Source organism: Rhizobium sp. Pop5, assembly GCF_024721175.1.
In the GTDB taxonomy this organism is placed as follows: Bacteria; Pseudomonadota; Alphaproteobacteria; order Rhizobiales; family Rhizobiaceae; genus Rhizobium.
In genome coordinates, this window is the sequence record NZ_CP099399.1 from 2024513 (window position 1) to 2038655 (window position 14143).

A 14143-nucleotide genomic window follows, 5' to 3' on the forward strand; every position below is an offset into this window, starting at 1 on the left:
TTCGTCATGCTCGGGCTTGTCCCGAGCATCTGCAATGGGTTGATACGGAGCAGATCCTCGGCACAAGGCCGAGGATGACGCTGAGAAAAAACGAGACCGGTCAACAAGCTCACGCCTGCCGTAGCCGCACGTTCAGCCGCGAAGCAGCGTGTCGCGGATCAGCTCGACTACTTTTTCGGACTCGATCCCGGTAGCGACGACCTGGCTCGGCAGCCCATCCCAGTCGCCCGGCGGGAAGCGGCGGCCATCCGCCTTGACGACTGTCTGGCCGTCGGCAATGCCGCCGCAGACGACGCGCACCGCGCCCGTGATCGTCTCGAACAGTTCGGGCGCCACGACATAGACCGAGGCGCAGCTGTCATGCACCATCATGCCGTCCTCGACCGCGTGCTTGTAGAAATCGATGTAGTGCTGCGACAGCGCATCGAGCTGCTTGACCGCCTTGTCGCCCCTGACGGCCATCTCGCCGAGATAGCCGCGGCTCATCGTCGTGATCGAGGTGACGTCGAGACCGATCACGACGACCTTCCACGGCGCGGTCATCACGATGTCGGCGGCCTCGGGATCGCCATGGATATTGGCTTCGGCAACCGGCGAGACATTGCCCGGCACATAGAAATTGCCGCCCATGATGACGACGTCCTTCACCAGCGTCGCGATCTCAGGGTCTTCCTTCAGCGCCAGCGCCAGATTGGTCATCCGCCCCACTGCCACGAGCCGCACTTGGCCGGGATTGGCGCGCACCGTATCGATGATGAAGCGATGCGCCGTGCGCGGATCGAGCGGCAGGTCGATCGTCTCGGGCACTTCGATGTTGCCGAGGCCATTGTCGCCATGCACCACGGCCGGCCATTCCCGCTCTGCGCGCGTGGGATCGATGGTGACGCTGGCGCCCTTGGCGACAGGTGCGGCAATGTTCCATTCGCGCTTGAGGAAGAGCGCATTTCGCGTCGTCGTCTCGACCGAGGCATTACCGAAGACCGTCGTGATGCCGATCAGATCGATCTCGGGATGGCGGTGCAGGAAAAGAAGCGCCATGGCATCGTCGACGCCCGGGTCCGTGTCATAAATGACCTTGTGCATTGATATCCTCTGCAGAGCAATTCCAGCAAAAGTGCGTGAGCGGTTTTGCGCCCGGAATCGCGTTAAACAAGATGTGAATCGCCGGCATGCCGGATGGCGCCGCAACGTCCCGCCACCATAACGCCCGTCAGGTTTTCTGCAACCCGATCCCGGCAATCGCCGCCGTCGCATGCGCGGATTTGATCTTGCCGAGCACCAGCTCCGCATCCGCGCCAAGTGCGGCAAGGGCCGCCGATTCGGCCACTCCATGGCAGCCGACGCTGATAAAGACGATCTCCGAGGGATTTTTGAGCCGCGGCGTTTCCTCTTCCAGCCTCGGCGCATCGAAGAAGACGGCAGGCACGGAAAAATGTGCCGCAACGGCAAGGATTGCCGCCTCCTCCCTGCGGCTCTCGATCGAAGCAACGGCGGCAAGCTCGGCCCCGGCGATGCCGGCCGCATCGAGCGCCTCGATCGCAAGCGCCAGCACCTCGGCGGCCGGCGTCCCGCGCTCGCAGCCTAGCCCGAGCACATGGCATCTCGCCCTATCGAAGGAAATGTCGTTCATGGAAGCCGTCGAATGCGCCCTCGCTGTGTCCTTGCAGCCATTGCAGCTTGGAGCGGGAAATGCAACAAGACCGTTGAAAGCCTGTCTGGAATAGCATCTTGCCTGACATTGCCCTCCATCTGCTTCTGCTGCTTTGCGCGGCTGCCTTCTTTGCCGGTTTCGTCGATGCCATTGCCGGCGGCGGCGGCCTGATCACCGTTCCCGCCATGCTGATCGCCGGCATACCGCCGCTGCAGACGCTCGGCACCAACAAGGTGCAATCGATCTTCGGCGCCGCCTCGGCAACCCTGGCCTATGCCCGCAAGGGCCATGTGCAGCTTCAAGAACAGCTGCCGATGGCGCTGATGGCCGTCATGGGCGGAGCGATCGGCGCTGCCCTCGCAACCATCGTGCCAGGACAGGTGCTGCGGGCGATCATGCCGGTGCTGCTGCTCGCGATCGCGATCTTCTTTGCCGTCAAGCCGAACCTCAACGACCTCGACAAACACCGTCTCATTACGCCCTTCGCCTTCGGCCTGACGCTGGTGCCGGCCATCGGCTTCTACGACGGCGTTTTCGGCCCCGGCACAGGCTCCTTCTTTATGCTGGGCTTCGTCACACTCGCCGGATTCGGCGTGCTGAAGGCCACTGCCCATACCAAGCTTCTGAATTTCGGTTCGAACCTCGGCGCGCTGATCGTCTTTGCAAGCTTCGGCGCGATCCTCTGGAAGATCGGCCTGCTGATGGGTGTCTGCCAGTTTCTCGGCGCCCAGCTCGGCTCACGGCTTGCCATGCGCATCGGCGCAAAGCTCATCAAGCCGCTGCTCGTCATCGTCTGCGTCGCCCTTGCGATAAAGCTTCTCGCCGATCCCGCAAATCCGCTGCGTGTCTGGATCGGACTCTAACCAATCGCCTTTCATTACCTCTGGCGTAATTGATAGGGTGCACCGCCTTCGCCCATGATCGCCCTGCCTGGAATTGACGGGCGATCAAAAGGAGATGACCCGATGAACGACGCAAAGACCACCGCCGAGCGCTACCTCGCCATCTGGAACGAGACGGATGCAACGCGCCGCCGCGCTCTCATCGCCGAGAGCTGGGCCGAAGCGGCAACCTATGTCGATCCGCTGATGCGCGGGGAAGGCCATGAGCAGATCAATTCGCTGGTCGAGGCCGTCCAGAGCCGCTTCCCCGGCTTCCGCTTCGATCTGATCGGCACGGCCGATGGCTACGGCGACAACCTGCGCTTCTCCTGGGGCCTCGGCCCTGAGAACGGCGAAGCGCTGATCAAGGGCACGGATTTCGCCGAGCTCGAAGACGGCAGACTGAAATCCGTCCGCGGCTTCATCGACCAGCTGCCGGAAGCCGCCTGATGAACCCGGCCGCCCGCTCTCTCGGAGATCACCTGCGCGAATGGCGCCAGCGCCGCCGTATGAGCCAGCTGGATCTCGCGCTCGAAGCCGATATTTCCCAACGGCACCTGAGCTTCATCGAGAGCGGGCGCGCGACCCCGAGCCGCGAAATGCTGCTGCATCTGGCCGAGCGTCTGGACGTACCGCTCCGCGACCGGAACCCGCTGCTGCTGGCGGCGGGTTTCGCCCCGGTCTTTGCCGAACGCAAGCTGGACGATCCGGCCCTTGAGCCGGCGCGTCGCGCCATCGACATGGTGCTGAAAGGCCACGAACCCTTCCCGGCCATCGCCATCGACCGTCACTGGACCCTTATTGCCGCCAACGCCGCCATCACGCCGCTGCTCGAAGCGGTTGTCGATCGATCGCTGCTGGAGCCACCCCTCAACGTGCTGCGCCTCAGCCTGCATCCGCAGGGCCTTGCCCCTCAGATCGCCAATCTCCCGGAATGGCGCGCCCATCTTCTCGACCGGCTGCGCCAGCAGATATCGGTCTCCGGCGACCCGGTGCTGGAAAAGCTGTTGAAGGAGCTGCTCTCCTACCCCGCGCCCGAATCCACTGGCGAGACCCATGCCGACCATGCCGGCATCGTCGTTCCACTAACGCTGTCGACGAAAGCCGGCCTGCTCTCCCTCATCTCGACAACGACCGTCTTCGGCACGCCTGTGGATATCACCCTGTCGGAACTCGCCGTCGAATCCTTCTTTCCGGCCGATCCGGAAACGGCCGCCATCCTGCGCAGCCTCGCCCTCAACTGACACTCGCAAGCCTCGGACGGATCTCAATCAGCCGGCCGATGCGGCGGTGAAAACCGCCAGCTGAGCGTCGAAAGCACGCTTGAACGCCGGCCGCGCTTCGCCGCGGGCGACATAGGCGGAGAGGTTCGGACTGGAGGCCTAGAACTCCACGCCCGGCTGCCCCTTGATTCCGGAGCGGAAGGGATGCTTGATCAGTTCCATCTCGGTCACCAGATCGGCAATCTCGATCAGCTCATCCTTGGCGTTGCGCCCTGTCAACACGACATGCGTCATATAGGGCTTCTCGGTCTTCAGGAATTCCACCACCTCGTTGATATCGAGATAGTCGTAGCGAAGCGCAATGTTGATCTCATCGAGCAGCACCATCGAATTGCGCTCGTCGCGGATCAGCTCCTTGGCCTTTTCCCAGGCGACACCCGCAGCCGCCACGTCCCGCGCCCGGTCCTGCGTCTCCCAGGTAAAGCCCTCGCCCATCGTGTGGAACTGGCAGACATTGGAGAAATGCTTCTCGATCAGGTCGCGCTCGCCCGTCCACATCGCGCCCTTGATGAACTGCACGACAGCCGAAGGCTTGCCATGGGCGATGTGGCGGAAAATCATCCCGAAAGCAGCCGACGACTTGCCCTTGCCCTTGCCGGTATGGACGATGATCAGGCCCTTCTCATCCGTCTTGGTCGCCATGATCTTGTCACGCGCGGCCTTCTTCTTCGCCATCTTCTCGGCGTGACGGGCATCGTCCTTCTCGGCTGGTACGACTGGCTCTTCGGTCATGGTTGGCTACCTGCTCTTTTCTTGCTTTCGTTGATATCAGTGAGATCGAATTGCGCGGAGTTGCTGAGCGGCGTCCAGAGCCCCCGCTCGATTGCCTCCATCAGCCGCTCCTTCATCTCGGAAAGCGCCGCCGGGTTCTTCTCGGCCATGAAATCGCGCACTTTGGGATCGCCGACGAAGGCCTGATAAACCGCCTCGAAATGATGATTGCCGACAGCACCGGTGGTCGCAGCAAAAGCGAAGAGGTAATCGACCGTCGCTGCAATCTCGAAAGCGCCCTTATAACCATGGCGCATGACGCCCTCGATCCATTTCGGATTGACGACGCGCCCGCGCACCACGCGCCCGATCTCTTCCTCCAGAGAGCGGATAACAGGCTTCTCCGGCCTGGAATGATCATTGTGGTAGATCGCCGGCCGCACCCCGCCAAGCTCTTCGGCCGCCGCCGCCATGCCGCCTTCGAACTGGTAGTAATCATCGCTGTCGAGCAGGTCGTGCTCGCGATTGTCCTGGTTCTGCACGACGGCCTGAATGGAGCGCAGCCGCTCCTCGAAGACCCCGCGCTCGGCCCGCCCCTCTTCACCCGCGCCATAGGCATAACTGCCCCAGACGAGATAGGCTTCGGCAAGATCGGCCCGCCGCTCCCAGTCCTTCTCGTCGATCAGCGCCTGCAGGCCAGCGCCATAGGCACCGGGCTTCGACCCGAAGATACGATACCCCGCCCGCTTTGCCGCGGCCTTCTCGTCGAGCCCGGCTGCGGCCAGCCGCGCCGCCTCGCCGCGCATGCGCCCGGCAATCGGATTGTCAGCCGCATCCTCGTCCAAAGCTCCGACGGCACGGATCGCCTTGTCGAACAGCGCGATCTGCTCCGGGAAGGCATCGCGGAAGAAGCCGGATATGCGCAGCGTCACATCCACCCGCGGCCGCCGCAGCATGGCGGGCGGAATGATCTCGTAGCCGGTGACGCGCCGCGAAGCCATGTCCCACACCGGCTTGACCCCGATCAGCGCCAAAGCCTGGGCAATATCGTCGCCGCCGGTACGCATGTTGGAGGTGCCCCAGGCCGTCAACCCGAAGGAGACGGGCCACTCCCCGTGATCCTGCACGTAGCGGCGGATCAGCAATTCCGCGGATTTTTTCCCAAGCTCATAAGCCGCCGGTGTCGGCACTGCCCGGCTGTCCACCGAATAGAAATTCCGCCCCGTCGGCAAGACGTCCGGCCGCCCGCGCGTCGGCGCGCCGGAGGGGCCAGGCGGCACGAAACGGCCATCGAGACCGCGCAGCAGACTGGTAATCTCCGCCGGGCCGCTGGCAAGGATGGAGGGTTTCAAGCGGGCCTCGATTTCATCCAACACGGCTTTGGTTTGGGACCAGAGGGTTGGGCATTCCAATTCCCCGGAAACGAGCTTGGCGGCGAGCAGCTCGATGCGCTCGACGGTGTCGCCGTTCGTGCGCCAGGGGGCGTCGAGGAGGTCGATAAGGATTGGCGGCCTTGGGCCAGCCCAAGGGGCGGCCATGTCGCAGTCGAGAGGATCGAAGGGACACTGAAGTGCGCGACTCCCCTTCTCCCCAGCGGGGAGAAGGTGGCCCGAAGGGTCGGATGAGGGGGCCACAGACTCGGCTTCGCCTGCGCTCAGCCGCTCGCTCCTGACGTCGCTCGCCTCCTCATCTGTCCTGACGGACATCTTCTCCCCGCTGGGGAGAAGGGGGAAAGCCAACACATCCCCCGCAATCGACCGCTGCAAACTCGCATCTCCACCCTCACCCAGCCCGCGCGGCACCCGCGCCAGGGCCACGGTGAGATCCGTCAGCAGCCGCCCCTCGGGCGACACCCCGAACACATGCAGCCCATCCCGGATCTGCATCTCCTTGAGATCGCAAAGATAGGCATCGAGCTTCTTCAGCGCCTCGCCTTCACTCTCGCCTTTCGCAATCCCCGCGTCACGGTCCAGCCCGATATCGGTAACAAGCTCGAGGATTTGCCGGGACAGCAACCGGATACGCCTGGGATCACCGCCCGAGGCTTCGTAATATTCATCGACCAGCGCCTCCAGGTCCTTAAGCGGCCCGTAGCTTTCGGCCCGCGTCAAAGGCGGCGTCAGATGATCGATGATGACGGCGGCCGTGCGGCGCTTGGCCTGCGTACCCTCGCCGGGATCATTGACGATGAAAGGATAAAGATGCGGCAGCGGCCCAAGAATAGCCTCGGGATAACAGGCTTCCGACAGCGCCAGCGCCTTGCCCGGCAGCCATTCCAGATTGCCGTGCTTGCCCATGTGAATGACGGCATCGGCGCCGAACTCTTCGCGCAAAAAGGCATAGAAGGCGAAGTAACCGTGCGGCGGCACGAGATCCGGCGAGTGATAGCTCTCCTTCGGATCGATATTATAGCCACGCGCCGGCTGGATGCCGACGAGCAGGCCACCAAAGCGGGCAAAGGGCAGCGCGAAAGCGCCATCCCGCATATAGGGATCAGCCTCGGGATCGCCCCAGCGCGCCGTCACCTCATCCTGAATCTGACTGGGAAGAGACGCAAAGAAGCTCCTGTATCGACTCAGGGAAAGCCGCTCGCGCACCACCTTGCCATCGAAGCCGGAATTGGTCGGCCCCGCCATCAGATGCCGCATGAGCGCATCGCCATCGGCGGGAATATCGGCAATGGGATAACCGGCCTCCGTCATCGCCCGCATCACCTCGATCGTGCCGGCCGGCGTATCCAGGCCGACGCCATTGCCGAGCCGCCCGTCCCGGTTCGGATAATTCGCCAAGACAAGCGCAACACGCCGTTCCGCCGGCGGCCGCTGCCGTAGCCGCGCCCAGTTGGCGGCAAGATCAGCGACATAGGCCATGCGCCCGGCATCCGGCTCGCTGGATACGATATTGGCCTCGACCGCGGCATCGTAACGGGCGGCCGATTTGAAGGAGACGGCACGCGACAAAACGCGGCCATCCACCTCCGGCAGCGCGACATTCATGCCGAGATCGCGGGCCGAGAGCCCCTGCGACGAGGCCGCCCATGCCTCCCGCGACGAGGCCGAAAAGATCGTCTGCAGCACGACCGCGTCATTCGCCTCCAGCACCGTCGGCTCGCGATCGGCGCCCGGTGCGGAGACGGCAAAGCCCGTCGTATTGATGACAACATCGGGTTTAAGGTCGGCGAAGATGGATTCGAGGATGCCCTTGGAAACGGGATCCTTGAGGCTGTAGGCAAAGACCGGCAGCGGGCGGAGGCCTTCCGCCTGCAGGGCTTCGACCAGGGCTTCGACGGGTTTTGTTTCGCCGCTTTGGACGAGGGCGCGGTAGAAGGCGATGGCGACGGTGGGGCGTTCCGTAAGTTCGAATCTCACCTCTGCCGTCGGCACGCCCGAGACAAGCCTCTCCCACTCTTCAACCCCAATCAACCCCCGCTCCGGCCACCAGATCCCCGCCTTCATCAACGGCGCAGCCGGCGCCGGCTTCTCCTCACCAGACAGCATTGCCGCCGCATAGGCCAGAAAGCCCCGCGCATTGGCATCCCCGCCCTCGATCAGGTAAGCCCACAACGCATTCAGATCCTCCAACGCCACATTCGAAAACGGCGTCAGCCCGGCATCCGGCTTGGAATCCCCAGGCAGCACCGCAATCAGTGCCCCGCTGCGCGCCGCCACCGCATGCAGCGCCTCCAGCGCATAGTGGAAATAGCTTGCCCCACCCAGCGCCCGCACGATGATCAGTTTCGCATGCCGCGCGGTCCGCTCGACGTAAGTATCGACCGACATCGGATGCTTCAGGCTCATCAGGCTCGCAAGCCTCAGCGAATACCCCGCCATCCCACCGGCATGAGCCGCGGCAATCGCCGCAAGCTCGGTGTCGGCGGCCGACAGGAACAGGATATCGCCCGGCGACTGGCCGAGGTCGATCGCCTCGTCCCCGTCACTGATCGTTCCCTGCTGGGCCAGAAGCAGATGCATTTAATATCCTCAGACGAGCGCTTCGATCGCCTTGCGCACCGCGTCCTGATCCATCTCGTGCAGGCCGATGACGACGAGGCGGGTGCTGCGGGCTTCACCCGGCGCCCAGGCGCGGTCGAAATACTGGTCGATGCGGGCACCCACGGCCTGCAGCTGCAGGCGCATGGGCTTGTCGGAGACATCGATGAAGCCCTTGAGGCGCAGCACATCATGCTCGGCGATGATGCCCTTCAGCTTCTCGACGAATGCTACCGTATCGGCGACCGCGCCAAGTTCGACGACGAAACTGTCGAATTCGTCGTGATCATGCGGCTCGCCATCCTCATGCTCCAGCTCGTGATGGGACTTGCGGTTGACGATATCGTCTTCGGTGCCGACACCGAGGCCGAGCAGCACGCTTGCCGGCACCTCGCCATTCCGGGCCTCGATCATCACGGGCTTGCGGACAATGCGCGAGGCGACCTCGCTCTTCACGCGGCCGAGCCCGTCGGCGTCGATGAGATCGGTCTTGTTCAGCACGATCAGGTCGGCGCAGGTCAGCTGATCCTCGAAAAGTTCTTCGATCGGGCTTTCATGATCGAGCGATTCATCCTCGGCGCGGCGCGCATCGACGGCATCGTGGTCGTCGGCAAAACGGCCGGCGGCAACAGCCGCGCTGTCGACGACGGTGATAACGCCGTCGACGGTAACTTCGCTGCGGATATCAGGCCAGTTGAAGGCGGCCACCAGCGGCTGCGGCAGCGCAAGTCCCGAGGTTTCGATGACGATGTGATCGGGGCGCTGGTCGCGCTCCAGAAGCTTGGTCATGGTCGGGATGAAATCGTCGGCCACCGTGCAGCAGATGCAGCCATTGGTGAGCTCGATAATATCGTCCTCGGTGCAGTTCTCCGCCCCGCAGCCCTTCAGCACATCGCCATCGACGCCGAGATCGCCGAATTCGTTGATGATGAGTGCGATCTTCTTGCCGCCGGCATTGGTAAGCAGGTTGCGGATCATCGTCGTCTTGCCGGCGCCGAGGAAGCCGGTGATGACGGTTGCGGGAATTTTCTGCTGCATGGAACTAACCCTTCATTTTCAGCGGCAGTCCTGCCGCGATAAAATAGACGTCGTCGGCATTGGCCGCGATCATTTGGTGCAGCCGGCCGGCATGGTCGCGAAATTGCCGCGCCATGCGGTTCTCGGGCACGATGCCGAGGCCGACTTCGTTGGAAACGATGACGAGCCGTGCCTTCGCTTGGGGCAACCAGGCGGCGAGCGCAACGGACTGGGCGATGATATCGCGCCCCTCCATCATCAGATTGGTGAGCCAGAGTGTGAGGCAGTCGACAAGAATCGCCCTGCCTTCGCCATCGATGGCCGTAAGCCGCTCGGCAAGCTCCAGCGGTTCCTCATGCGTGGTCCAGGATGGGCCGCGATCCGCCTTATGCTGGTCGATGCGCGCCTGCATTTCATCGTCCCACGCCCGGCCGGTGGCGATGTAATGACGCTCGAGGCCGGTCGCCGTGACGATGTTTTCGGCAAAACGCGATTTACCGGAGCGGGCGCCGCCGAGGATGAAGGTGGTGCTCATGCTCGGACGCCTTCTGCAGCGGAGGGTGTTGCACCCCCCTCTGTCCTGCCGGACATCTCCCCCACAAGGGGGGAGATCGGCAAGAGGCGAGACCATCGCCTTACGTCAGTTGTTTGGGGAGATCGTCGCCGCGATTCCATCTCCCTCCTTGTGGGGGAGATGTCCGGCAGGACAGAGGGGGGTACCGCATACTCGACGCACAAGGCCGAAAGCCCCACATCTGCCACCAAAGGCAGCGCCGAATTCAATCGTTCAGCCAAAACAACCTCCGTGCTGGCAGCGGGCCTCTTGCCCAGGGTTGGGCTTTTCGCCCGGCACGGGATGGCAGGTCTCCTGGCTCGCGGGTATCGGCCGCGACCGGGACGACCGTTTCCGGTCGCCCCTGATCGTGCCAGCGGATCTGCCTCGCCTTCCCGGCTGCATCTCGTGAAAAGGTGGACGATTCGTAGAAATAGAGGCGTCCGACCCCGGTTGATCACCATGCATTTCCAGTGGCTTTTCCGGCATCTCCTCCGCTCCGCCCGCCCGCACCATTGCGGGCTGCCGACGAAAAAGGCTCGATGCCGGATGCAAGACCCTGACCGCTCTACAGTCGCGGGGTCGGCTGTGATGAAAGCGCCCGGCTTGGGTCCGCCTCGTCACATTCCCTTTTCATCCGGAAAGCGTAACGCCGATCCGGAACCATCCGTTATATCCGATGATGGTCAGATGACCATCATCGTGGGATGGTCAGGCGACCACCCTTTATATCAAGGATGGTTAGGCAAGCTCCGGGGTGAAGTCAACCGGCCTTGGCACGCCGGAATGGCCAGCGAGCCGGCAGGCAAACGCCGACACGACTTACTCTACCTAAAATATCGTCATTTATCAGAGGCTTATGTCATAAAAATTTGTCTGGCACGCCGGCTTTTTGCCGCAATTGCATCGCAAGCGGACCCGGCCTTCACCCTTGACCCGGCCTCTCCCTGCCTAGTTGTCTAGCCATGCTCATGAAATTGGATCGGCGCCGTCTCCGCGCGCTGCGTGTTTTCCTCGATCCCGGCCGTTTGCGCGTTCTGACGCGACGCAGCGAAATCGGCCTGTCGTTGGCCGGCGCCGTCGTCGGCATCGCTTCGGGACTTGCCGTCACCGGCATGAGTTTCGTTTCGAACGAATTGCACCAGCTGATATTCGGCATAGCAGACAGCGAGAGGTTGAGTTCATCTGACATCGACGACAAGCTGCTGTTGCTGACCGCGCCCGTCATGGGCGGCGTCCTGCTCGGGCTGCTGCTCCTGGTGCTGGCGAAACGGCGCAAGAAGCCGATGGTCGATCCGATCGAGGCCAATGCCCTGCATGGCGGCCGTCTTTCCCTGACCGACAGCATCATCGTTGCCGTGCAGAACCTGCTCTCCAACGGTTTCGGCGCCTCCGTCGGCCTGGAAGCCGGCTATACCCAACTTGCCGCCGGCCTCGCCTCGAAATTCGGACTGAAGCTGCAGCTTCGCCGCTCGGACCTGCGCATCCTTGTCGGCTGCGGCGCAGCCGGCGCCATCGCCGCCGCCTTCAATGCGCCGCTGACCGGCGCCTTCTATGCCTTCGAGCTCATCATCGGCACCTATACGATCGTGTCGCTGACGCCGGTCGTCACCTCCGCCCTCGTTTCCACACTCGTCGCAAGGCTGCTTGCCGATGGCGATTTCACCATCGATATCGGCAGCTTCGGCTCGGTCGTGCCTGCCGATTATATCCCGGCGCTGCTGCTCGGCGTCTTCTGCGCCGGCGTCGGCATTCTTATCATGCAGGGCGTCGCCTTCATCGAGGAGGTGGCGCGCAAGAGTTCGATCGCGCCGCCCTTCCGCCCTGCTCTCGGCGGCATTATCGTCGGCCTTCTGGCGATGATCTCGCCGCAGGTGCTTTCGGCCGGCCACGGCGCGCTGCATCTCAATCTGTCGCGCGACGTCGCGATCCCGGCGCTGATCGGCCTCTTTCTCTTGAAGTCCCTCGCCTCAGCGATTTCGATCGGCTCGGGCTTCAGAGGCGGCCTGTTCTTCGCCTCGCTGTTCATGGGCGCCCTGCTCGGCAAGCTCTTTGCCTATTGCGGCCCCTATTTCGCCGCGACGACCCTGACGCCCGCCATCTATGCCGTGGTCGGCATGAGCTCGCTTGCGGTCGCCGTCATCGGCGGGCCGCTGACCATGACCTTTCTCGCGCTCGAAATCACCGGCGACTTCCCGATCACCGCGCTGGTGCTCGCCGCCGTCATCACCTCTTCGCTCGTTGTGCGCTCGACCTTCGGCTATTCCTTCGCCACTTGGCGCTTCCACCTGCGCGGCGAAAGCATCCGTAGCGCCCACGATGTCGGCTGGATCCGCAATCTGACGGTGGACAAGCTGATGCGATCAGACGTCAAGACCGCAAGATCGGGCATCTCTCTGGAGGAGTTCAAACAGGCCTTCCCGATAGGCTCGACCCAGCGCGTCATCCTCGTCGAGGAGAGCGACAAATATGCCGGCCTCGTGCTGGTGCCTGAGATCTACGCCAACCCGACGGACGCCCAGGACGAAGGCAAGGTGCTTGCCGATTTCATCCGATACCGCAACGATTTCCTGCAGCCGCAGATGAACGCCAGGCAGGCGGCGGCGATCTTCGATAAGAGCGAAAGCGAAGCGCTGGCCGTCGTCAACAACCTGATCGAACGCAAGGTGGTCGGTCAGCTCAGCGAAAGCCATACGTTGCGCCGCTACAGCGAAGAACTGGACCGCCGCCGCCGCGAAGTATCCGGCGAGATCTGAGCGGCCGCTACGATGCTGTGTCGACGGGCCTGAAGACATCAGCCCGCTTCGAAACCCCGCGCAGTTCGAACGAACCGAGATATTGGCAGGGCACGGCGCAGGTCGTCGCGAAGCTCTCCGACATCAGGAGCGGCTGCTCGAGCGTGCCGCAAAGCTTTTCAAGCCGCGAGGCCTCGTTGACCGCCCTGCCGATCACCGTGAAATCGAGCCTGCCCTGGGCGCCGACATTGCCGTAGAAAACCTCGCCGAGATGCAGCACGACGTCGACGCCGATATCGGGGCCGCCATTGCCCGCCCGCTCGCGATTGAGCGCCTCGTTTGCCTCCAGCAGGTTCCTTGCCGAAGCGAGGGCCGCCAGGCAGGCCTGTTGCGGATCGTCCGCATCCGTTGGGAAGATCGCCAGCACGCTGTCGCCCATGAACTTCAGGATCTCGCCGGAATTTTCCCCGACATGCCGGTCGATCAGATCGAAATGTTCGTTGAGAAAGCCGACGATCTCCTCCGGCTGATAGACCTCGGTCAAGGCGGTGAAATTCCGGAGATCGGCAAGCAGGATTGCGGCATTGATGGAACCGCCCATTCCCCTGCGGGTTTCGCCGGCGAGGATGCGCGCGCTGGTCTTCGCGCCGGTATAGACGGCGAGGATATCGGTGGCGGTCTTCGACGCCGCCACCCGGTAAGCCGCAAGCCCCAGCGCCGGCAAAAGCTGTTCGATGACCGCAAGCTGCTCGTCGGAAAATCCGCCCGGCGCGTCGCTGGTCAGGGAAACAGCGAGCCCGCGCAGCGCCACCTCCTTCGGAAATTCGAAAATGCGGATAACGTGGTCGGTGCCGCCGGCCTGCGCGAATTCGTTGAGCTCGGTATAGTTGAGGCCCTCGTCATTCGCGAGGTTCCATCGCCCCGCTTTTTCGTCGCGGCTCAAAAGATAGAATGTCGGTGTCTTCTCGAAGCTGCGCTCCGTTTCGCTCCCGTGCTCGGCGGCTTCGAGAATTGTTGCAGCGCCCCGCGCGAAATTGGCCGAAACGCCGCGATACATCGGATGGATGGACGGCATTCTGATGCTCGCCCGCCAGATCGGAAATCCGTCGGCAATCAGCCGCTCGCACAGACCGGTAATGAGATCGCCGATATGCTCGCTGGTGATTCCCTGCTCTATAATCCACTGAATATGATCGTTAATTTTTGAAACCTCCGCATCGGGCCGAGAGCCGGAGAAGCCGTTTTCACGATCGAGGCTCGGCACCGGGAACCGCAGGACAGGCGCTGAAAAAGCCATGTCGCGCATGCCATTCATTAGCCTGC

Annotated in this window: 12 protein-coding genes, 1 pseudogene and 1 riboswitch; of the genes and pseudogenes, 5 read left to right on the forward strand and 8 right to left on the reverse strand. The window is 63.0% G+C overall.

The window, feature by feature from the left end; translation table 11 throughout:
* Positions 1-132: 132 nt before the first annotated feature.
* Together NE852_RS12210 and NE852_RS12215 are read right to left on the reverse strand one after the other, a co-directional pair.
* On the reverse strand, positions 133-1083 hold the full coding sequence (locus NE852_RS12210) for a nucleoside hydrolase (RefSeq protein ID WP_008535270.1): 951 nt from the start codon (positions 1081-1083) through the stop codon (positions 133-135).
* A gap of 127 nt (positions 1084-1210) precedes the next feature.
* Positions 1211-1630, reverse strand: coding sequence for a cobalamin biosynthesis protein (locus tag NE852_RS12215; RefSeq protein WP_008535268.1), 420 nt, complete (start codon positions 1628-1630; stop codon positions 1211-1213).
* A 98-nt stretch (positions 1631-1728) separates the two neighbouring features.
* Here NE852_RS12215 and NE852_RS12220 point away from each other — a divergent pair, with 98 nt between their 5' ends.
* The 3 genes from NE852_RS12220 (at position 1729) to NE852_RS12230 (ending at position 3776) form a co-directional block, all read left to right on the forward strand.
* Complete coding sequence (locus tag NE852_RS12220; RefSeq protein ID WP_258156563.1) at positions 1729-2514, forward strand: TSUP family transporter; 786 nt, start codon at positions 1729-1731, stop codon at positions 2512-2514.
* A gap of 102 nt (positions 2515-2616) precedes the next feature.
* On the forward strand, positions 2617-2982 hold the full coding sequence (locus NE852_RS12225) for a nuclear transport factor 2 family protein (RefSeq protein WP_258156564.1): 366 nt from the start codon (positions 2617-2619) through the stop codon (positions 2980-2982).
* The gene (locus NE852_RS12230; RefSeq protein WP_008535257.1) at positions 2982-3776 is read left to right on the forward strand and encodes a helix-turn-helix domain-containing protein; all 795 of its coding nucleotides are present in this window, start codon (positions 2982-2984) and stop codon (positions 3774-3776) included. Before NE852_RS12225 ends, NE852_RS12230 begins: the two co-directional genes overlap by 1 nt.
* 27 nt (positions 3777-3803) lie before the next feature.
* On the opposite strand, the pseudogene NE852_RS12235 reads toward NE852_RS12230, so the two are convergent.
* The 5 genes and pseudogenes from NE852_RS12235 to cobU all read right to left on the reverse strand — a co-directional run.
* Positions 3804-3905: pseudogene (locus tag NE852_RS12235) on the reverse strand (glutathione S-transferase family protein); the annotation flags it as partial.
* 9 nt (positions 3906-3914) lie between these two features.
* Complete coding sequence (cobO, locus tag NE852_RS12240; RefSeq protein WP_008535254.1) at positions 3915-4547, reverse strand: cob(I)yrinic acid a,c-diamide adenosyltransferase; 633 nt, start codon at positions 4545-4547, stop codon at positions 3915-3917.
* Positions 4544-8497 carry a cobaltochelatase subunit CobN gene (cobN, locus tag NE852_RS12245; protein WP_008535253.1) on the reverse strand — a complete coding sequence of 1318 codons (3954 nt, stop codon included), beginning with the start codon at positions 8495-8497 and terminating at the stop codon, positions 4544-4546. The genes cobO and cobN overlap by 4 nt, the downstream gene beginning before the upstream one ends.
* A gap of 9 nt (positions 8498-8506) precedes the next feature.
* The gene (cobW, locus tag NE852_RS12250) at positions 8507-9553 is read right to left on the reverse strand and encodes a cobalamin biosynthesis protein CobW (protein WP_008535251.1); all 1047 of its coding nucleotides are present in this window, start codon (positions 9551-9553) and stop codon (positions 8507-8509) included.
* Positions 9554-9557: 4 nt separating this feature from the next.
* A complete protein-coding gene (gene cobU / locus NE852_RS12255; RefSeq protein ID WP_008535249.1) occupies positions 9558-10067 on the reverse strand; it encodes a bifunctional adenosylcobinamide kinase/adenosylcobinamide-phosphate guanylyltransferase in 510 nt (169 codons plus the stop codon).
* Between the two features lie 305 nt (positions 10068-10372).
* Positions 10373-10768: riboswitch (cobalamin riboswitch) on the reverse strand.
* Positions 10769-10775: 7 nt separating this feature from the next.
* Here cobU and NE852_RS12265 point away from each other — a divergent pair.
* Together NE852_RS12265 and NE852_RS12270 are read left to right on the forward strand one after the other, a co-directional pair.
* The gene (locus NE852_RS12265) at positions 10776-11048 is read left to right on the forward strand and encodes a hypothetical protein (protein ID WP_128623663.1); all 273 of its coding nucleotides are present in this window, start codon (positions 10776-10778) and stop codon (positions 11046-11048) included.
* Positions 11049-11050: 2 nt separating this feature from the next.
* Complete coding sequence (locus NE852_RS12270; protein ID WP_008535247.1) at positions 11051-12841, forward strand: chloride channel protein; 1791 nt, start codon at positions 11051-11053, stop codon at positions 12839-12841.
* 7 nt (positions 12842-12848) lie between these two features.
* Here the strand turns inward: NE852_RS12270 and NE852_RS12275 are convergent, their stop codons facing one another.
* Entirely contained in the window at positions 12849-14135 is a 1287-nt protein-coding gene (locus NE852_RS12275) for an adenylate/guanylate cyclase domain-containing protein (protein WP_374992008.1), read from the reverse strand.
* Between the last annotated feature and the right edge of the window lie 8 nt (positions 14136-14143).

Excerpts from the sequence above, each read along its gene's own strand:
- NE852_RS12210 (WP_008535270.1), bottom strand. The coding sequence starts at position 1,083 with ATGCACAAGGTCATTTATGACACGGACCCGGGCGTCGACGATGCCATG.
- NE852_RS12215 (WP_008535268.1), bottom strand. The coding sequence starts at position 1,630 with ATGAACGACATTTCCTTCGATAGGGCGAGATGCCATGTGCTCGGGCTA.
- NE852_RS12225 (WP_258156564.1), top strand. The coding sequence starts at position 2,617 with ATGAACGACGCAAAGACCACCGCCGAGCGCTACCTCGCCATCTGGAAC.
- NE852_RS12230 (WP_008535257.1), top strand. The coding sequence starts at position 2,982 with ATGAACCCGGCCGCCCGCTCTCTCGGAGATCACCTGCGCGAATGGCGC.
- cobO (WP_008535254.1), bottom strand. The coding sequence starts at position 4,547 with ATGACCGAAGAGCCAGTCGTACCAGCCGAGAAGGACGATGCCCGTCAC.
- cobN (WP_008535253.1), bottom strand. The coding sequence starts at position 8,497 with ATGCATCTGCTTCTGGCCCAGCAGGGAACGATCAGTGACGGGGACGAG.
- cobW (WP_008535251.1), bottom strand. The coding sequence starts at position 9,553 with ATGCAGCAGAAAATTCCCGCAACCGTCATCACCGGCTTCCTCGGCGCC.
- cobU (WP_008535249.1), bottom strand. The coding sequence starts at position 10,067 with ATGAGCACCACCTTCATCCTCGGCGGCGCCCGCTCCGGTAAATCGCGT.
- NE852_RS12265 (WP_128623663.1), top strand. The coding sequence starts at position 10,776 with ATGACCATCATCGTGGGATGGTCAGGCGACCACCCTTTATATCAAGGA.
- NE852_RS12270 (WP_008535247.1), top strand. The coding sequence starts at position 11,051 with ATGCTCATGAAATTGGATCGGCGCCGTCTCCGCGCGCTGCGTGTTTTC.
- NE852_RS12275 (WP_374992008.1), bottom strand. The coding sequence starts at position 14,135 with ATGAATGGCATGCGCGACATGGCTTTTTCAGCGCCTGTCCTGCGGTTC.